We start from the raw sequence: 19,596 nt of genomic DNA, 5'->3' as shown, positions 1-19,596 counted from the left end.
TGTCGGCGACGGCCCCGGTCCCGGTCGTGTCCGTGTCCGTGCCCGTATCGCTCACCGGTAGTCCTCCTCGCGGTACTCGTGGCTGCCGTCGCGCGCGGTCGCCTCGCGCAACTCGATCCGGCGGATCTTGCCCGACACGGTCTTGGGGAGTTCGGCGAACTCCAGCCGCCGCACCCGCTTGTAGGGCGCCAGCACCGACCGGGAGTGCGCGAAGATCGCCTTGGCGGTCTCGCCGTCGGCCGCCCAGCCGGCCGCGAGCACCACGTACGCCTTCGGCACCGACAGCCGCAGGTCGTCGGGCGCGGGCACCACGGCGGCCTCGGCGACCGCCTCGTGCTCCAGCAGCGCGCTCTCCAGCTCGAACGGGGAGATCTTGTAGTCGGAGGACTTGAAGACGTCGTCGCTGCGACCGACGTAGGTGATGTAGCCGTCCGCGTCGCGGTGGCCGATGTCGCCGGTGTGGTAGTAGCCGCCGGCCATCGCCTCGGCGGTGCGCTCCGGGTCGCCGGCGTATCCGGTCATCAGGCCGACCGGGCGGGTGGACAGGTCGAGGCAGATCTCGCCGTCGTCGCCGGGCCGGCCGGTCTGCGGATCGACCAGGGCGACGGTGTAGCCGGGGGTGGGGCGGCCCATGGAGCCGGCCTTGACCAGTTGCCCGGGCGGGTTGGCGACCTGCACGGCGGTCTCGGTCTGCCCGAACCCGTCCCGGATCAGCACCCCCCACAGCCGTCTGACGTGCTCGATCACCTCGGGGTTGAGCGGCTCGCCGGCCGCGACCACCTCGCGCGGCGGATGCGCCAGCGCCCGCAGGTCGGCCTGGATGAGCATCCGCCACACCGTGGGCGGCGCGCAGAAGCTGGTCACCCCGGCCCGGTCCATCTCGGCCATCAGCCGGGCCGGGTCGAACCGGGTGTAGTTGTGCACGAAGACCGTCGCCTCGGCGTTCCACGGCGCGAACAGGCTGGACCAGGCGTGCTTGGCCCACCCGGGCGAGGAGATGTTCAGATGCACGTCGCCGGGGCGCAGCCCGATCCAGTACATGGTGGCCAAGTGCCCCACCGGGTACGACAGATGGGTGTGCTGGACCAGCTTGGGCCGGGCGGTGGTGCCGGAGGTGAAGTACAGCATCAGCGGGTCGTCGCCGCGGGTGGGCCCGTCGGGCACGAAGACCGGGTCGGCGGCGTACGCGTCCTCGTACGCCCGCCACGGCCCGGTGGCGCCGCCGACCGCGATCCGGGTGTAGTCGCCGGGCACGTCGGCGAACTTCCCGGTGTCGGCGGCCCGCACCACCGCGTGCCGGGCCCCGCCGCGGTCGATCCGGTCGCGCAGGTCGGCCGGGCCGAGCAGCGGGGTGGCCGGGATGGCCACCGCCCGCAGCTTCATCAGCGCCAGCGCGGTCTCCCACTGCTCGGTCTGGTTGCCGAGCATGAGCAGCACCCGGTCGCCGGCCCGCACGCCCAGGCCGCGCAGCCAGTTCGCGACCCTGTCGGTACGGGCGGACATCTCCCGGAAGGTGGTGCGCGCCTCGCTGCCGTCCTCCTCGACGATCCACAGCGCGGGCCGGTCGGCGCGCGCGGGATCGGCGGCGACGGCGTCGAACCAGTCCAGCGCCCAGTTGAAGTGCTCGGGCCTCGGCCACCCGAAACCGTCATACGCTGCCTGGTAGTCCTCACGGTGCCGCAGCAGGAAGTCCCTGGCGTCCCGGAACATCCCGGTCGCGTCCGATGCCGCCATGTGTCCTCCTCGTCGACGGACCCCTGAGTAGCATCGTCCGGTAGTGACGTGGGTCTCACTACCCCCGGAAGGGGGTGAGGGGGTGATGCGGGTGAACGGACACGGTGAGGCGGTCGAGGTGCGGGCGGCGCTGTTGCGGATGCGCAGGTCGGGGCTGTTGGCGGTGTCGTTCGGCGGCCTGGTGGCGGGCGGCGGCGGGCTGCCGGTCGGGTACGGGGCGCGGCAGTTCCGGATCAGCGAGCTGGCGGGCACGGCCACCGAGTCGCTGCGCGGGCTCTCGATCACCACGGGCAACGGTCTGGGCGGCAAGACGCTCGCGATGGGCCGCCCCTACGCGGTCACCGAGTACCGCGACTCCCGGGTGATCAGCCACGAGTACGACGCCGCGGTGGCGGGCGAGGGGCTGCGCTCGGTGCTGGCGGTGCCGATCGTCGTGCAGCGCCGGGTGCGGGGGGTGCTCTACGGGGCGCTGCGGCAGCCCTACTCGCTCGGTGACCGGCCGCTGAACGTGGCGCTGGACGCGGCCCGCGAGCTGGAGCAGGCGCTGGTGATAAGGGATGAGGCGCAGCGGCTGCTGTCCTTCGCGCAGGCGCCGCTGCCGGCCGATCCGCGCGCCTGGGAGGAGGTGCGCGAGGCGCACGCGGAGTTGCGGGCACTGGCCGGGCAGGTGCCCGACATGCATCTGCGGCAGGAGTTGCTCAGTGCGTGCACCCGGCTCGCGGCGGCGGGCGCGCCGCCCGCGTCCACCCGGCCCGGACGCTCCACGCGCGGCGCGCCCCAGCTCACGCCGCGCGAGCTGGACGTCCTCAGCTCCATCTCCTCCGGGGCGACCAATGCGGCGGCCGCGGCCCGGCTGCGTTTGCGGCCCGAGACGGTGAAGAGTTATCTGCGGTCCGCCATGCGGAAGTTGGGGGCGCATACCCGCCTCGAAGCGGTGGTCGCCGCGAGGCGCGCCGGTCTCCTACCGTAAGCACGGCTCCCCACCACCCCGGGTGCCGCTGCGGCTCCCCCCGGGTGGTGTACGGCTCCCCGCCGCGGGGGTTCCTCACCGCCCCCGGGTGCCGGTGCGCTCTGGCTGGTCGCGCGGTTCCCCGCGCCCCTGAGTACGTGCGGCTGCTCCGCAGCGCACAGCTCGCCGACGACGGCGAGCAACCCAAATCAGGGGCGCGAGGAACTGCGCGACAAGCCACCACGCACCCGCAAACAAACAACGCACCACAAGGGCCACCCACCCAGGGGCGCGGGGAACTGCGCGACCAGCAGGCCACCGGCCCGCGGACGGGACGGGGCAGCCACCCCGCAGGGGCCCGCGCGGCCGGACACCCGAAACTCCGGGGACGGGGCACCCTCGGGCGGCTTACGCTCACGCGGAACCCCCCTCCCGTTGAAAGGAGTTACCGTGTCGGTCGACCGTCTGCTCGGCTTCGCCGGAATATCGCTGGTGCTGGTGCTGATCCCGGGCCCCAGCGTGCTCTTCGTCCTGGGCCGGGCGCTGGCGCACGGCCGCCGGACCGCGTTGGGCAGCGTCCTGGGGAACGCGATCGGCGCGTATCTGCTGGCGGCAGCCGTCTCCCTGGGCCTCGGCGAGGTGATGGCCACCTCGGCCGCGGTGTTCACGACAGTGAAACTCGTGGGCGCGGTCTACCTGGTCTTCCTGGGCGTGAAGGCATGGCGCCACCGCGCGGACCTGTCAACGGCGACCGCCGTACCGGGAGCGGAGGAAGCCGCACAGACCGGAACCGCGCGGACCGGGCCCGCGCGGACCGATGCCGCAGCGGCGCCGCGTACCCGTAGCGACGCCCGCACCCTGTGGGAAGGCTTCGTCGTGGGCGTGACCAACCCGAAGACCTGCATCTTCTTCGCCGCCGTGCTCCCCCAGTTCGTGGACCGGAACGCGGGCGGGGTGCACCAGCAGATGCTGCTGCTCGGCCTGGTCTTCACCGTGATCGCCCTGGTCTGCGACAGCGTGTGGGCGCTGACCGCGTCGGCGGCCCGCACCTGGTTCGCCCGCTCGCCGCGCCGGATGGCGGCCATCGGCGGCACCGGCGGCCTCGCGATGATCGGACTGGGCGTGGCGGTCGCGGTGACCGGCCGCGCGGACACGTAGGCACCGCGTCGAGCACCTCCTGGGGAAGAGGGGGGCGCACTCCTGGGGCACACAGCGCGCTGACAGGCTGATGGAAGGACGCCCCCGGGCCGCACCCGGGTTGAGCCGCTGACCTGTGAGCAGTCGCACATCGCCGAGGACAGCGAAACGTTTGCGTTTCGATATGACGAGTCGTACGGTCGATCCATACGACAGAGTACGAAACGGTTTCGTTCTTCCCAGCGGTTCGCCGCCCGTCCCACTTCCAGGAGTCACGAATATGTCGACTCAGTCCGCGTCCGACGTGAACGTCGGCGATTCGGCACCGGCCGGCCCGGTCGCGCTGGACAAGCAGGCCCCTGAGGAGCATCCCTCCCACCGCTGGTGGGTGCTCGCGGTGATCGCCATCGCCCAGCTCATGGTCGTGCTCGACGCCACCGTGGTGAACATCGCACTCCCCTCCGCTCAGCACGCGCTCGGCTTCAGCGACGGCAACCGGCAGTGGATCGTCACCGCCTACTCGCTCGCGTTCGGCAGCCTGCTGCTGCTCGGCGGGCGGCTCGCCGACCTGGTCGGCCGCAAGGTGGTCTTCCTGATCGGCGTCGTCGGCTTCGCCGTCGCCTCCGCAGTGGCCGGCGCCGCCCCGAACTTCGCGGTGCTCGTCAGCGGCCGCGCCCTGCAGGGCCTGTTCGGCGCCATGCTCGCGCCGGCCGCGCTGTCCCTGCTGAACACCACGTTCACCGACGCCAAGGAACGCGCCAAGGCGTTCGGCATCTACGGCGCCATCGCCGGCGCCGGCGGCGGCATCGGCCTGCTGCTCGGCGGCGTGCTCACCGAGCACCTGAGCTGGCGCTGGACCCTGTACGTCAACCTGATCTTCGCCGTCATCGCCTTCGTCGGCGGCATGGCGTTCCTCCGCAAGGGCGCCCCGGCGGTCCGGCCCCGGCTGGACGTCCCCGGCACCATCCTGGTCACCACCGGTCTGTTCAGCGTCGTCTACGGCTTCTCGAACGCCGACAGCCACGACTGGGGCTCCCCGCTGACCTGGGGCTTCCTGCTGCTGGGCGTGGTACTGGTGGCCGCGTTCGGCTGGTGGCAGGGCCGCACCGCGCACCCGCTGCTGCCGCTGCGTGTCCTGCTCGACCGCAACCGCGGCGCGTCGTTCGCGATCCTCGGGATCTCCGGCATCGGCATGTTCGGTGTCTTCCTGTTCCTGACCTACTACCTCCAGCTGTCGCTGCTCTACAACCCGGTGAAGACCGGCCTGGCCTTCCTGCCGATGATCGCGTCGCTGATGGTCTCCGCGCAGCTCGCGACGAACAACCTGCTGCCGAGGTTCGGCCCCCGGCCGATCGTGCCGGTGGGCATGGGCATGGCCGCCGTCGGCATGGCCTGGCTGACCACGCTCGACCTGAACAGCACCTACGCGGCGAACGTGCTGCCGCCGCTGATCGTGATCGGCCTGGGCCTCGGCCTGGTGATGCCGACCGTGATGAGCGTGGCCACCGCGGGTGTGCGGGCCGACGACGCGGGTGTCGCGTCCGCGGCCGTCAACACCATGCAGCAGGTCGGCGGTTCGATCGGGACCGCGCTGCTGAACACGCTGGCCGCGAGCGCCGCGACGAGCTACATCACCCACCACGCGACCTCCAACCCGCCGAGCAAGCTGGTGGCCGCACACGCCCAACTGCACAGCTACTCCACCGCCTACTGGTGGTCCGCCGCGTTCTTCGCGGTCGGCACCGTGATCGCGGCGCTGATGTTCCGCAGCGGACGCCCGGAGCTGGCGCCCGAGGGCGAGCCGAAAGCCGTGCACATGTAGGTCCGGCTCGGTCGGAGCCGCGCGGGTAAGGGGCACGCACCCAGATACACGCCCCTTACCCGCAAGCATCGAGCCGCATCTTCCGGGGCGTCCGGAACGTCCGGCAGCACCATCTGATCACCACCGTCCGATCAGCACCTCCGACTCCCCGACGCGAACCGAGCGGAACGCGGCCGGGGCCCCAGGGGGCTGGTCACCGGGTCATCGTGGGGACGGGACACCCGGTCACCAAGCCCTCTGGACACCACCACCGCCCCGTCGGCGCGCCGCCCCCGTGCGCGCCGACGGGGCGGTGGCGTGTGCGGGCCGCCCGAAGGGCGGTTCCTCGGCGACCCTGACGAGACACCTCAACCGGCGCCGTTCCGCGCACGGACGCCACGAGAACGCCTTCGCCGACACGGATACGGCCCCGCCCCGGCCTCGCGGGGAGGCGTGGGACAGGGCCGGGTGAGCGATCCCGACGGCTCGGCGCGGAGCAGGCGCCCGCCACATCCGGGTCCGGGGCCGCCACGTACGGGGTGCGACGGCACCACGCGGCCCGGGGGACCACTCGGCCGCACTCCCGGGCGGGCCGTGCCCACGGTGCGACCATTCCACTTACGAGTCTTCACTCGTAACGGCGTTAGCGTAGGAGCGCGCCCCACCGCTGTCAATCACCTTTCGGACCATGCCTGTTGGGCCCGGCGCGTTACGCTGGCAGGGCCGCCGTGACCCGCGCGGCGGTCGGCCGGTCCGTCCCCGGGACAGCTCCCGGGCCGGCGGGCACGGACGACCGGCCGCGGTCCGCACCCGGGAGATGTGAATGCCGCGCACACCACCGGACGCCCAGGCCGCCACCACGGCAGCCGGCCGCTCCACCGCCGCCGACAGCACAGCCGGCACCGCGCCGAAGAGACGGCTGGCCCGCGGCGAGAAGCGCATCGCCCAGCTCCTGGACGCCGCGGCCGAGGAGTTCGCCGAGGTCGGCTACGAGTCCGCGACGACCAACAGCATCGCCGCCCGCGCCGGCGCCTCCCCCGGCACCCTCTACCAGTTCTTCCCCAACAAGGAGGCGATGGCGCGGGCCCTCGCGGAGCGCTGCGCCGCCCAACTCCGCGCCGTCTTCGGCTTCCTGCGGGACCCTGCGCTCGGCGGGATGCCGATCGGCGAGCTGGTGGACCGGATGGTCGACCCGATGCTCGCGTTCAGCCAGGCGAGCCCCGCCTTCCGGCCCCTCTTCGCCGGAACCGCGCCCCCGGCCAGGAGCGTCGCCTCCCTCAACACGGGCGCGCAGCAGGTCATGGAGGCGGCGGTCGCGGCCGCCGCGCCCCACCTCACCCCCGCCAACCGGCAGCGCTCCGCCACGGTCGTGGTGCACATCGCCAAGGCCATCCTGCCGGCGCTCGAAGGCGCGACCGCGTGCGAACAGGCCAGGCTGGCGCAGGAGTTCAAGACGGTGCTGCACGGATACCTGACCGGTCTCGCGGCGGTGTCGGAGACCCGCGCCTGACGCCGTCCGGACCGTTCCTCCGCCCCCGGGCCCGCCCCGAGGGGCTGCCGGGCCGTACATCGGGCAGTGACGTTCAGCACGTCCGGGCCGGCCGCCGGATCGGCGCGGGCTTCACTCGTTCGGGCGGCAGCGGCGGATCGGGTGTCCGGCGGGCGGCGGCCGTCCGGGGCGCCTGGCCTGGTCATGGGCCGTGGGCCAATCCGGCCGGCGGTACGGCCAGGACGGCCGCCGGCCCCGCCGCGGGGCGGTGCGGGATGCCAGGACCGGCGCGGACGAGGTGACGGCGGCGGGTTACCGTAAGGACATGCACGTGAGCCAGCACCAGCCGTCCGTCGCCGGTGTCGCCGATGAGTCCGACGGGGCGGCCGGCCGAGCGCTCTACGTTCCGGTGCGGCGCGGGCCCGCCGGCGACATCGTGCGGCTGTGGCGCACGCCCTTCGGCACGCGCACGGCGGTCGCCTTCACCACCGACCGGCGGCTGCGGTCCGTACTCGGGCCGACCCAGCCGTGGATTCGGCTCTCGGAGTCCGCGTTGCGGCGGCTCGCCGAGCCGCTCGGGGCGCGGCACGTGACGATCGACCCGGTGCTCACCGCCCGGCCGCCGGCCTCCTGGGGCGCGCCCGAGGCCCCCGCCCCGGCCCCCACCCGCAGCACCGAGCCGCGCGCCGCGCGCCCGTCCCGCGGCGCCCTCCCCGTTCCCCCCGCCTGACCGTTCCCGCGCCCACCTCCCGCTATCCCGGCGGCCCGGTGTACCGCCACGCGGTCGCCGAGTGGGACAGGGTCAGCCGCGAGACGATCCGGTAGCGGTCGCCGCGGTAGACGGAGTGGACGTACTCGACGGGGCGCCCCGTCTCGTCGTGGGTGAGGCGTTCGAAGAGCAGCGCGGGCGAGAGCACCGGCACGCCGATCAGACTCGCCTCCTCCTCGTTGGTGACCGTGGGCTCGATGGACTGGACCGCCTCGTGCACCCGCACCCCGTGCTGGTCGCGCAGCGTGTCGTAGAAGTCGCCGGACTCCATGTCGGCGGGGGCCAGCCCGGGCACGAGGGCGGCCGGGACATGCAGGTACTCGATGGCCATCGGCTCCCCGTCCACCAGCCGGAGCCGGGCGATGTAGACGACGTCGGCGGCGGGTGACAGGTGGAGCTTGCGACCGACGCGGGCGCCGGCCCGCACGGTGGCGAACTCCAGCACCCGGCTGGTCCAGGTGCCGGACGCCTGCGGCAGGCGCAACACGTCGTGGTCCTGGGCGAGTTCCTGGGTGATCTTCGCGCGGGCGACGAACATGCCCCGGCCGTGCTCGCGCAGCAGCAGCCCGTTGGTGACGAGTTCGTCGACGGCCGAGCGCAACGTCGGCCGGGACACGCCGAGTTGGTCGCACAGCGTGCGTTCGGAGGGGATCGGGTCGCCGGGGGCGCGGGACTCGACGAGTTCCATGAGGTAGTCACGGACACGTTCGCGTTTCAGCGCCAGGCGCGGCGGCTCGCTGGCCATGTGCGGTGCCCTTTCCCCGAAGTACTTGTCAAGGGGAGGTTATCCAGATGTTGACCAGTACGCCAGTGCGGTCGGGCCCGGAGGTATCGCGCGAGGAGGGCGAGAACACCTGATCTTCGGCCGTATACGAGCCCTCTTACGGCTTTCTCGCGACCTCTTGACGTCACCAGTGGCCTATGCCACCTTCTCCGTCAACACCAGACCAGTTGACCAGTGGTAAGTTCCACCGCTTCCTCTGAGGTGACTACTCCGTGAGATCCAGACTGCTTTCCGGCGCCGCGGCGCTCCTCATCAGCATCAGTGGCCTCACCGGTCTCACCGCGTGCGGCTCCTCCTCCGGTTCCGGCTCCGGCGACGACGCCGGACCGGCCCGGCTCACCGTGTGGATCATGCGCGACAGCGTGGCCGCCCCGGTGCTCAAGGCGTTCACCGCGGACTTCGAGAAGGCCCACCCCGGCACCACCCTCGACATCCAGATCCAGGAGTGGGACGGCATCGGCGCCAAGATCGTCAGCGCGCTGGCCGGCAACGACGCCCCCGACGTCATCGAGGTGGGCAACACCCAGGTCGCCCAGTACGCGGCCAGCGGCGGCGTGGACGACCTCACCGGCAAGGTCGCCGACCTGCACGGCTCGGACTGGATACCCGGCCTCGCCGAGCCCGGGAAGATCGACGGCAAGCAGTACGGCATCCCGTGGTACGCCGCCAACCGCGTGGTCATCTACAACAAGGACCTCTTCGCCAAGGCCGGCATCACGGCGCCGCCGAAGACCCGCGCCGAGTGGATCACCGACACCACGAAGCTCGACACCGGCGGAAACCAGGGCATCTACCTGCCGGGGCAGTCCTGGTACACGTACGCCGGCTTCCTGTGGGACGAGGGCGGCGACCTCGCCACCAAGAGCGGCGGGACCTGGAGCGGCGGTCTGGACACCCCGCAGGCGCGGGCCGCGACGGCCTTCTACCGGCAGCTCCAGGCGCTCGGTCAGGGCCCGAAGGACTCCGACGAGGCCAAGCCGCTCCAGGCGAACGCCTTCGCCAAGGGCGACGTCGCGCAGATCATCTCCACCCCCGGCGGCGCCGCCGCCATCACGGAGGCCGACCCCGCGCTCAAGGGGAAGCTCGGCTTCTTCCCGATCCCCGGCAAGACCGCCGACCGGCCCGGCGCGGTCTTCACCGGCGGCTCCGACCTGGTCATCCCGCAGGCGTCCCGGCACCAGGCGATGGCCTACCAGGTGGTCAAGGCGCTGGCGGGCACCACGTGGCAGACGCGGATCGCCAAGGCCATGAGCTACGTCCCCAACCGCACCTCGCTGGCGGGGGTGTTGAAGGGCGACCCGGGCGCCTCCGCGATGGCGGCCGGCGCGGCCGACGGGCACGCCACTCCCAACTCCCCCAACTGGGCGGCGGTCGAGGCGGACAACCCGATCAAGCAGTACCTCACCCAGGTGCTCACCGGCGCCGACCCGGCGAAGGCGGGCAGGACCGCGTCGGAGGCCATCACCAAGGCACTCAACACCTCGTCCTGACCGACCGCCCCGGATCACTCAGGAGACCGCCGTGCTCACCGCACCCACCGCCGCCGGGCAGGACTCGGCCGACCCGCGAGGCGGCCCCGGCGGCACGCCGTCCGGCCGCCCGGGCCGCCGCGGCCGCTTCGCCCGCCACCCGTCGGGGAAGACCCCCGGGAACCCCCGCCGACCGCGCTCGGGGCCGCGCCGCGTGCTCGCCGCCCTGTGGCCCTACCTCCTGGTCTCCCCCACCGTGGTGGGCGCGGCCTTCCTGCTGGTCTACCCGGTGGTCCGCAACACCGTGATGTCCTTCCAGCACTACCGGCTGGCCGAACTCATCAACGGCGGGGCCTCGTTCGTCGGCGTGGCCAACTACCGCGAGGCGCTGACCGATCCGGAGTTCTGGACGGTGGTGCGCCGCACCGTGTGGTGGACGGCGCTCAACGTCGTGCTGATCATGCTGATCGGGACGCTGGTCGCGCTGCTGCTGGTCCGGCTCGGCCGACGGCTGCGGCTGCCGGTGATGAGCTCGCTGGTGCTGGCCTGGGCCACCCCGGTGATCGCCGCCACCACGGTCTTCCAGTGGCTCTTCCAGTCCCGGTTCGGAGTGGTCAACTGGGCACTGGTAAAGCTGGGTTTCACCTCCTACCGCGACTACACCTGGTTCGCGCACGGCGGCGCCACCTTCGCGATCCTGGTCACCCTGGTGGTGTGGCAGTCGGTGCCGTTCGCCGCGCTGACCCTCTACGGCGGACTGACCACGATCCCGGCCGAGTTGTACGAATCGGCGCGGATCGACGGCGCCGGGCCCTGGCAGACCTTCCGGTTGGTCACCGTCCCGATGCTGCGGCCGCTGTTCGCCCTGGTCACCTCGCTCGAAGTGATCTGGTGCTTCAAGTGCTTCACCCAGATCTGGGTGATCGGCCAGGGCGGCCCGGACGGCGCCACCACCACCCTGCCGGTGTACGCGTTCCAGATCGCGCAGTCCTTCCACAAGTACGACCTCGGGTCGGCGGTCTCCACGCTGACCGTGCTGATCCTGCTCGCCGCGCTGGTGTTCAACCTGCGCCGGATGTTCCGCCAGGAAGGAAAGGAGGGCACCGCATGACCGCCGTCCGCCGCGGGCTGCGCCGGCTGCCGCTCAACGCCGCCGCCCTGCTGGTCCTGGTGCTGTCCGCGTTCCCCGTCTACTGGATGGCGGTCACCGCGTTCGAGCCGACCGCCGACATCGAGGGCGCCGACCCGACGTTTCTCCCGCTGCACCCCACCCTCGCGCACTTCCGCACCGCGGTACGCGCCGACGGCTTCGCCGGATACTGGCGCAACAGCCTCGTCGTCACGCTCGGCGCGGTGCTGATGGCACTGGTGGTGGCGCTGCTCGCGGCCTTCGCGGTGGCGCGGATGCGCTGGCGCGGCCGGCGGGCGTTCCTGCTGCTGGTGTTCACCGCGCAGATGGCGCCCTGGGAGGCGCTGCTGATCCCGATGTACATCATCGCGCGGGACACCGACATGCTCGACCGGCTGTCGATGCTCACCCTCGTCTACTTCATGACGACGCTGCCGTTCACGATCGTGACGCTGCGCGGCTTCCTCGCCGCGATCCCGGCGGAGTTGGAGGAGGCCGCCCAGGTCGACGGCTGCACCCGGCCGCAGGCGTTCCGCCGGGTGACCTTCCCGCTGCTGGCGCCGGGGCTGCTGTCGACGTCCCTGTTCGGATTCATCACCGCCTGGAACGAGTTCGCGTTCGCCAACACGCTGATCATCAAGAACCAGAGCGCCCGCACCCTGCCGGTGTGGCTGTCGTCCTTCAGCAACGTCTTCGGCACCGACTGGGGCGCCACGATGGCCGCGTCGTGCCTGTTCATGCTGCCGGTCCTGGCGGTGTTCCTGCTGCTCCAGAACCGGGTCACCACCGGGATGACCGCCGGAGCCGTCAAGGGCTGACCCGCCCGAAGCCGCACCGCGCGGCCCCCGTACCCCCGCCGCACCGCCGAACACCCCCGCCGCACCGCCTCGCACCGTACGGGCTCCGCCCGCCACCGTCCCGGCCCGCTCCCACCCCCGGAGGCCCCGCCGTGATCATTCCGCACCCCACCCACGCCGTCCGCATCCCCGGCCGCTTCACCTTCGACCCTGCCACCGCCGTACGCGCCGAGGGCGCCGCGCGACCCGCCGCCCGGCTGCTGCGCACCCTGCTGCGGCCCGCCACCGGACTGCCGCTGCGCGACTCGCCGAGCGGGAGCGTGGTGCTCGCCGTCGACCCGCTGCTCGGCGGCCTCGGCACCGAGGGCTACGGCCTGACCGTCGGCCCGGACGCGGTGCTGCTGCGCGCGGCGACCGGCGAGGGGCTGCTCCGCGGCGTGCAGACCATCCGCCAACTCCTGCCGCCCGAGGCGCTGTCGGAGCGCCCGGTGCCCGGCGTGGCCTGGTGGCTCCCGGGGGTCCAGATCACCGACGTGCCCCGGCACCGTTGGCGCGGCGTCCTGCTCGACGTGGCCCGCCACTACCAGCCCGTCCGCTACCTGCGTCGGTTCGTCGACCTGCTCGCGCTGCACAAGCTGAACGTGCTGCACCTGCACCTCACCGACGACCAGGGCTGGCGGATGCCGGTGCCCGGCTACCCCCTGCTGACCGAGGTCGGCGGGGTACGGTCCCGGTCGATGCGCGGCCGCGCGGGCAGCGGACGGTACGACGACGAGCCGCACGCCGGCGCGTACACCGCCGCGGAACTGCGGGAGTTGGTGACGTACGCGGCCGCGCGCGGGGTCGAGGTGATGCCCGAGATCGAGATGCCCGGGCACGCGCGGGCCGCGCTGGCGGCCTACCCCGAGTTGGGCAACGTGCCCGGGCGGGCGCTGGACGTGTGGACCGAATGGGGCGTGTCCGACGCCGTGTTCGGGGTGCACGACGAGGTGCTGGACTTCTGCCGGAGCGTGCTCGGCGCGGTGCTGGACGTCTTCCCGTCGCGTTACGTGCACATCGGCGGCGACGAGTGCCCGGTCGCGGAGTGGGCCGAAAGTCCGCGGGCGCGGGCCAGGGCCGCCGAGGCGGGGCTGACCGGCACCGCCGCGCTGCACAGCTGGTTCCTCGGCCGGATCGGCGAGTTCCTGCTGGCGGCGGGGCGGCGGCCGGTGTGCTGGGCCGACGGTTCCGGGGCCGCGGGCGCTCTGCCGCCGGAGTTCACCGTCATGCCGTGGCGGGACGCCGGCCACGGCCTCGCCGCCGCGCTGGCCGGCCAGGACGTCGTCATGGCGCCGCACCGCGCCACCTACCTGGACTACCCGCAGGCCGACGGGCCCGGCGAGCCGCTCGGCCAGGCCGGCGCGGTGGTGGACCTGCGCGCCGTGCACGCCAACGACCCGGTGCCCGCCGACTGGCCGCCCGAGGCCGCCGCCCATGTGCTCGGCACCCAGGCGCAGTTGTGGACCGAGTTCGCGCAGACGCCCGCCGACATCGAGTACCTCGCCTTCCCCCGGCTGTGCGCGCTCGCCGACCGGGCCTGGAACCCGGCCGCCGACTGGGCCACCGACTTCCTCCCCGCGGTACGCGGGCACCAGGCGCGGCTGGCCGCGCTCGGCGTACGCCACCGCCCCCTCGACCGCCCCCGGACCGCGACGGCCTGACAGCGCCGCACCGTGTCCGGCGGCTCATCCGCGCACCTCCCCCCCACCCGGGGATCACCCCCCACCACCGGAAAGGGACCACCGTGTCAGGAAGAAAGCGTCCGCTCCGCCTCCCCCTTCGGCTCCGCGCCGCGCTCGCCGTGTGCTCGGCCGCCGGCCTGGCCTGCGCCGCGCTCACCGCGCTGCCCGCCTCCGCCGCGCAGGACACGCTCACCGCCCAGTACCGTACGAGCGCGAGCGGGGCCACCGCCGACCAGGCGGAACCGTGGCTGGAGGTCACCGACAACGGGTCCGCGTCGGTACCGCTCAGCCAGGTCACGCTGCGGTACTACTTCAGCTCCGACAGCCCGACCGCGTCCTACCGCTTCGCCTGCTCCTGGGCGGTGAAGGGCTGCGCGAACGTCACCGGGACCTTCGGCACCCTCGCCCACCCCACCGCGACCGCCGACCGCTACCTGGAGATCGGCTTCACCGCGGGCGCGGGCTCCCTCGCGCCCGGCCAGTCCACCGGCGACCTCCAACTGCGCTTCTACCGCTCGGACTGGCAGCCCCTCACCCAGTCCGACGACTACTCCTTCGACGGCGCGCAGACCTCGTACGCGAACGCCCCGAAGGTCACCGTGCAGCAGGACGGCGCCCTGGTCTGGGGCACCGCGCCCGACGGCAACGACCCCACGCCCCCGACCTCGCCGCCCACCTCCCCGCCCGGTGGCGGCGGCACGCCTGACGGCCCCACGCTCTTCGACGACTTCAGCTACCCGAGCAGCTCCGACCCGGCCGTCCAGCAGCACGGCTGGACCGTGAAGTCCGGGCAGGGCGGTCCCGGCGTGGCCGGGGCCACCTGGTCGCCGGCCGACCTGACCTTCGTGCCCGACAGCTCCGGCGGCGCCGGCAACACGGTGATGGACCTGAAGCTGACCACCGACGGCACGGCGGCCGGCACCCGCGAGACCGAGATCCAGACCACCGCGCAGAAGTTCAGGAACGGCACCTACGCGGCCCGGGTGAAGTTCGACGACACGCCCACCGGCGGTCCGGACGGCGACCACGTCAACCAGACCTTCTTCAACTTCACCCCGCTCAAGGCGCCGATGGACCCGGACTACAGCGAGCAGGACTTCGAGTACCTGCCCAACGGCGGCTGGGGCGAGACGCAGAACATCATGTACGAGACGTCCTGGGAGACGTACAACCCCGACCCCTGGAACGCGGTGAACACGCACGGCCAGCAGTACGCCGGTTACGACGGCTGGCACGACCTGCAGATCACCATCGACGACACGTACATCACCTACTTCATCGACGGCCAGGTCGTGGCCCAGCACGGCGAGCCGTATCTGCCCGAGGGCGGCCAGTTCATCGACTTCAACCACTGGCTGATCGACCTCGCCGGGCAGACCGGCTCCACGCCGCGCTCCTACGACGAGCAGGTGGACTACCTGTACTTCGTCAAGGACCAGGTGCTCACCCCGGCCCAGGTGCAGTCCGCGGTGGCGGGCCTGCGCGGGGACGGCACCGCGTTCGAGGACACGGTCCCCGCGAGCTGAGCCGGAAACGGCGGTTCCCCGCGCCCCGACCTTCGAAGGGGGGCGCGGGGAACCGCCGTGAGCCGCCGGTATCCGCTAGGAGCAGGTCAGGGTCGGCGCCCCCCAGTCGCCGTGGTCGTTGCCGTTCCCGTCGCCGGCGTCGCCGACCTTGAGGTCGACCACCTGGGCGCCGGTGACGTCGACGTCGATCGGCACGGCCGCCTGCTTGCCGCGGAGGGTCTGGGTGGTGACCAGCGTCTTGCCGTCGGCGATCACCGAGAAGGTGACGGTGCCCCCGCCGCCGGTCTCGTCGTCGACCCCGACCTGCGCGGTGAGGCGGGTGCACTGGCCGGCGAGGTAGAGCTGCACGTCGCTCACCGCGTTCGTGCCCAGACCCTTGGCGTAGCCGACGCCGTCGATGCTGATCGGCCGGCCGTCGCCGGCCGCCTGCTCACCGACGCTGCTGTCGCGCTCCACCGGGCCCCAGCCGTTGGTGGACGACAGGAACGGCAGGTCGCTGACGGCGTTCTGCCCGGCCGGCGGGACCGGCGGGACCGACTCGATGACCCGTTCGTCGGAGCTGGTGGCCTTGCGGCCGCGCTGGACGTAGTGCGTCGTGGTGGCGAGCACCGCGGCGGAGGCGAGGGTGCCGCTCGGCGGCTGGACCTGCCAGCTGAAGGTGGCCGACTTCCCCGGCTGGAGACGGACCACCGTCCCGGCGCCGGCGGCCTTCGCGGTCCAGCCGTCGGGCAGGGCGAGCGAGGCGGTCAGCGCACTGGCCGCCGGCTGCCCGGCCGGCACCCGCACCGTGGACGTGGCGGTGAACGCCTGCCCGGACTTGGCGGTGTTCGGCACGTCCAGGGAGGTGGTGACCCCGGGCGCGGCGGGCATCGCGTACTTCACCGGGTTGTAGCCGGGGCTGTTGTTCTGCGCCACCTTCAGCGAGGAGGCGTAGCTGCCGTAGTCGGTCAGCGCGACCTTGCCGAGCCCGCCGGTCTTGCCGTCCAGGTTCCACACCGCGATGGCGATGGAGTTGTGGCCGTCGGGGTTCAGGATGCCGTTCGGCACCGGGAAGGTGTGCTGCGGGCCGAGGTAGTTGACGTAGTTGCCGACCTGCCAGCCGTTCACGAAGATCTCGGCGCGGTACTTGCGCGACGGGTCGTCGGTGAAGGTCAGGCCGAGTGACGTGTCCTGGCCGTGCGGCAGGTTCAGCTTGGCGTCGGTGCGGTACCACGAGACGCCGGGCCGGGTGTCGGTGGCCGGCAGGGTGGTGTTCGCCCACTTCGCGTCCGGGTAGCCCGGCAGCGACCAGCCGGCCCGCTCGCCGTAGAGTCCGCCGGTCGACAGGGTGCCGCGGACCGGGTCGATCAGGTCCTCGCCGCCCCGCACGCCCTGCAGCCGCCAGGTGACGGGGGTGAGCGGTGCGCCGATCAGGGAGGCGCTGGTCAGGCCGCGCGCGCTCTTGTTGCCGTTGGAGGAGTTGTAGTCCTCCTCGTGGCCCATGTTCACCGTCAGGACGGAGATGACGTTGTCGCCGGTCGGCTTCACTGCGCCGTCCGGGAAGGTGAAGTCGGCGCTGCCGGTGGTCGAGCTGCCGAGGAAGGTGCCGTTGAGCCAGGCGGAGAAGGCCTGCGCTCCGCCGCCGGAGTCCGAGACCAGGTGGATGCCCGTCTCACCGTCGCCGGCCCGGAAGCGCCCGCGGTACCAGGTGTTGCCGGTGTGGAAGCCGTAGTCGTCGGCGTAGAGCACCGGCAGCGAGTTGACGCCGGAGGAGCTGTTGGTGGTCGACTTGTCGGCCGTCTGCCAGCTGGAGTCGTCGAAGCCGGGGGCCGACTCCGGGGACTCCTCGGCGTGCTTCCAGTTCGTCAGCGCCGGGAGCTTCACCGGGGCGGCGACGGGGATCTGCCCGGTACGGCCCGCGGAGCCGGAGCCCGCGGCGGTGTGGCCGTCGAGCGCGCGGCCGTTCCAGGTGACGTGGTCGGCCGAGGTGAACACCTCGATGTCCTTGTCGTCACCGTTGTCGCCGGTCAGCGCCACCGTACGGCCGCCGTCCAGGCTGGTCGCCGTCCGCAGCAGGTGGCTGCCGCGCACCAGGACCGGTCCGGTCGCGGTGTCCTGCCGCCAGAAGGTCTCCGCGGTCGGCTTGTCGCCGACCAGCAGCAGGCTCGGGCGGGACCCGCCACCGCTGATGCTGATCCGGATCAGGCCCTTGTGCGTGTAGTTCAGCCGCAGGTCGCCGGTGGCCGCGTCCCAGGTCGTGGCGACCTGGCCGCCGGTGCTGGTCACGGTCGGCTTCGAGGTGTACCGCAGCACGGTCTCGCCGTCGCTGCCCGCGTCCCCGTACAGCACGGAGACGTCCCGGCCGGCGATGGTCGCGGTGGTCATGATCTCGGAGGTGGAGTACTGGAGTTGGGAGTCGCCGAGCTTGTCGTTCGCCACGATGATGTGCGAGTCGCGGCCGTCGAGCGTGATCGCGGTGCCCGGCTGCTGCGGCACGACGGGGTACGTCGGCAGGACGTCCGCGGCGGTCGGCACGTCGATGGCGTCGATGGAGACGAAGTTGTCCGTGGAGCCCGTGGCGTGGGTGCCGTCCACGACGATCTTCAGGGTGTGCGCGCCGGCGGTCAGGCCGGTCTTCTGGAAGACCACCGCCTGGTTCTCGCTGCCGGAGTCGTCCACCGTGGCGACCTTGGTGCCGTCGAGGTAGACGTCGGCGTAGCCGTGGTTGTTGGTCTTCGGCCCGATCCAGCGGACCGCGGTCCCGTCGAAGGGGACGGTGACCGAGTCACCGGTGGTGTTGGAGAACGACTCGGTGTCCTTGTAGTCACCGGTGGTGTAGCTCTGGCCCGACACGTGCGACCAGCTGCCGGAGTACTGCAGCGCGGAGTCGGGGTCGTCCCGGGTGTAGCTGGTGTCGGCGACCGGCTGCGCGTTGAAATCCAGCGCGATGTGGGTCTTGTCGGTGGCCGTGGAGGTGGAGTTCCCGTGCCGCAGCACGTGGAACTGCGTCTTCGTGTCGGGGTTCATCCGGGCGGTGTCGACCACGGCGGTGTCGTCCGGCGGCGACGCCTTGATCGGGTCGGTCTTGGTCAGCGGGGCCACCGACTGGGTGAAGTACCCGATCAGCTTGTCCTCGTCGTACTTCGGGTCGAGCTGGCGGGTCTCGCGGATCGCGGCGCCGTAGTCGTACGAGGTGTAGTTCTCCGGCTCGCCGAGCCAGCCCCAGTTGGTGCCGCCGTAGGTCATGTAGAAGCTCTGGGCGGTCGCGCCGACAGCGATGTTCTGCTTGTAGAAGACGTCGGCGAACTGGTCGTTGATCAGCTGGGCGCACTTGTCGTAGCCGGGGCCGCCCCAGGGGTCGAAGGCGCCGCCCTGGAACTCCGGGGTGTACAGCGGCTTTCCGGCCGGGTGGTCGTAGCTGAGGTCGGGGACGCCGTTCCACTGCGTGGGGTTGGAGCAGTTGAAGCCCTGCGGGTAGGAGTCGGGGCCGTCCACGTCCAGTGCGCCGTCACCGGAGTTGAAGGTGCCGTTGTTGTTGCCGGTGAGCGGCACGGTGATGCCGTCGGCGCGGGCCTTGTCCTCCAGGTGCTTCATGTAGGCGCGGGCCGACGCGGAGCCGTTGTAGTACTCGTTCTCGACCTGGTACGCGATCACCGTGCCGGTGCCGTTGGTCAGCTGGTGCCGGGCGATGATGCGGTCGATCTGGGTCAGCCACTCGTCGGAGTACTTCAGGAACTGCGGGTCGTCGGTGCGGTTCTTCTCCTCCTTGGTGGTCAGCCACCCGGGCAGACCACCGCCGTCGACCTCCGCGTTGATGTACGGCGCCGGGCGGGCGATCACGTACAGGCCGGCCTCCTGGGCCATGTCGAGCAGCTTGTCGACGTCACGTACCCCGGTGAAGTCGTACACGCCCTGCTTCGGCGAGTGGTAGCCCCAGTCGAAGTACAGGGAGGTGGAGTTGAACCCGGCGGCCTTCATCTTCTGGAAGATGTCCAGCCACAGGTCCGGGCTCGGCAGCCGGAAGTAGTGGAACTCGCCCGACCACAGGTACGTGCGCTTGCCGTCGACGAGGAAGGAGTAGCCGTCGAAGGTCACGGTGTGGGGCTTCGAACCGGCGTGTCCCTTGGCCGCGTTGTCCGTCGTGGCCGCGTCCGCCGACGTCGCGGCCGCGGTGTGCGCGGCGCCTGCCGCCATGGCGGGTGCGGTGGTGCCCGCGGACAGGGCGATCGCCATCGCCGCGGCAAGACCCGCCCACCAGCGCCCTCGGCGCCGCTCGGATCTGCCGGACACGCCACCGGTCGGATGACTTCGC

General features: G+C 72.2%; 13 protein-coding genes. 10 read left to right on the top strand and 3 right to left on the bottom strand.

From position 1 onward, the window contains the following. Positions 1 to 51: 51 nt before the first annotated feature. A complete protein-coding gene (locus OG370_RS33450) occupies positions 52 to 1,734 on the bottom strand; it encodes an AMP-binding protein (protein ID WP_328470874.1) in 1,683 nt (560 codons plus the stop codon). A gap of 85 nt (positions 1,735 to 1,819) precedes the next feature. On the opposite strand from OG370_RS33450, the gene OG370_RS33445 reads away from it, so the two are divergent. The 5 genes from OG370_RS33445 to OG370_RS33425 all read left to right on the top strand — a co-directional run bounded on the left by OG370_RS33445 (position 1,820) and on the right by OG370_RS33425 (position 7,840). Further along, on the top strand, positions 1,820 to 2,704 hold the full coding sequence (locus OG370_RS33445) for a helix-turn-helix transcriptional regulator (protein ID WP_328470872.1): 885 nt from the start codon (positions 1,820 to 1,822) through the stop codon (positions 2,702 to 2,704). Between the two features lie 429 nt (positions 2,705 to 3,133). Then, positions 3,134 to 3,841 (top strand): LysE family translocator, encoded by a 708-nt coding sequence (locus OG370_RS33440; protein WP_328470870.1) that lies wholly within the window; start codon positions 3,134 to 3,136, stop codon positions 3,839 to 3,841. A gap of 259 nt (positions 3,842 to 4,100) precedes the next feature. Further along, a complete protein-coding gene (locus tag OG370_RS33435; RefSeq protein WP_328470868.1) occupies positions 4,101 to 5,642 on the top strand; it encodes an MFS transporter in 1,542 nt (513 codons plus the stop codon). Between the two features lie 802 nt (positions 5,643 to 6,444). Further along, on the top strand, positions 6,445 to 7,131 hold the full coding sequence (locus OG370_RS33430) for a TetR/AcrR family transcriptional regulator (RefSeq protein WP_328470866.1): 687 nt from the start codon (positions 6,445 to 6,447) through the stop codon (positions 7,129 to 7,131). A gap of 304 nt (positions 7,132 to 7,435) precedes the next feature. Further along, positions 7,436 to 7,840: an SAV_915 family protein gene (locus OG370_RS33425; RefSeq protein ID WP_328470864.1), complete on the top strand. Its 405-nt coding sequence runs from the start codon at positions 7,436 to 7,438 to the stop codon at positions 7,838 to 7,840. A 22-nt stretch (positions 7,841 to 7,862) separates the two neighbouring features. Here OG370_RS33425 and OG370_RS33420 read toward each other — a convergent pair whose 3' ends face one another. After that, on the bottom strand, positions 7,863 to 8,624 hold the full coding sequence (locus OG370_RS33420; RefSeq protein ID WP_328470862.1) for a GntR family transcriptional regulator: 762 nt from the start codon (positions 8,622 to 8,624) through the stop codon (positions 7,863 to 7,865). A 251-nt stretch (positions 8,625 to 8,875) separates the two neighbouring features. On the opposite strand from OG370_RS33420, the gene OG370_RS33415 reads away from it, so the two are divergent. The 5 genes from OG370_RS33415 to OG370_RS33395 all read left to right on the top strand — a co-directional run bounded on the left by OG370_RS33415 (position 8,876) and on the right by OG370_RS33395 (position 15,305). Beyond that, positions 8,876 to 10,153, top strand: a complete 1,278-nt coding sequence (locus tag OG370_RS33415) for an extracellular solute-binding protein (RefSeq protein ID WP_328470860.1) — start codon at positions 8,876 to 8,878, stop codon at positions 10,151 to 10,153. Between the two features lie 205 nt (positions 10,154 to 10,358). Further along, a complete protein-coding gene (locus OG370_RS33410; RefSeq protein ID WP_328474662.1) occupies positions 10,359 to 11,243 on the top strand; it encodes a carbohydrate ABC transporter permease in 885 nt (294 codons plus the stop codon). Continuing rightward, complete coding sequence (locus tag OG370_RS33405) at positions 11,240 to 12,079, top strand: carbohydrate ABC transporter permease (protein WP_328470857.1); 840 nt, start codon at positions 11,240 to 11,242, stop codon at positions 12,077 to 12,079. The genes OG370_RS33410 and OG370_RS33405 overlap by 4 nt, the downstream gene beginning before the upstream one ends. Before the next feature lie 131 nt (positions 12,080 to 12,210). Then, the gene (locus OG370_RS33400) at positions 12,211 to 13,758 is read left to right on the top strand and encodes a beta-N-acetylhexosaminidase (RefSeq protein ID WP_328470855.1); all 1,548 of its coding nucleotides are present in this window, start codon (positions 12,211 to 12,213) and stop codon (positions 13,756 to 13,758) included. A gap of 83 nt (positions 13,759 to 13,841) precedes the next feature. Further along, positions 13,842 to 15,305 (top strand): cellulose binding domain-containing protein, encoded by a 1,464-nt coding sequence (locus OG370_RS33395; protein WP_443060791.1) that lies wholly within the window; start codon positions 13,842 to 13,844, stop codon positions 15,303 to 15,305. Positions 15,306 to 15,380: 75 nt separating this feature from the next. On the opposite strand, the gene OG370_RS33390 is transcribed toward OG370_RS33395, so the two are convergent. Next, positions 15,381 to 19,517 (bottom strand): beta-galactosidase, encoded by a 4,137-nt coding sequence (locus OG370_RS33390; protein ID WP_328474658.1) that lies wholly within the window; start codon positions 19,515 to 19,517, stop codon positions 15,381 to 15,383. Positions 19,518 to 19,596: the final 79 nt, after the last annotated feature.

This window comes from Streptomyces sp. NBC_00448 (assembly GCF_036014115.1).
Lineage (GTDB): Bacteria > Actinomycetota > Actinomycetes > Streptomycetales > Streptomycetaceae > Actinacidiphila.
The sequence above is the reverse complement of the archived record's forward strand: the minus strand, read 5'-3'. Positions and strand labels throughout refer to the sequence as shown.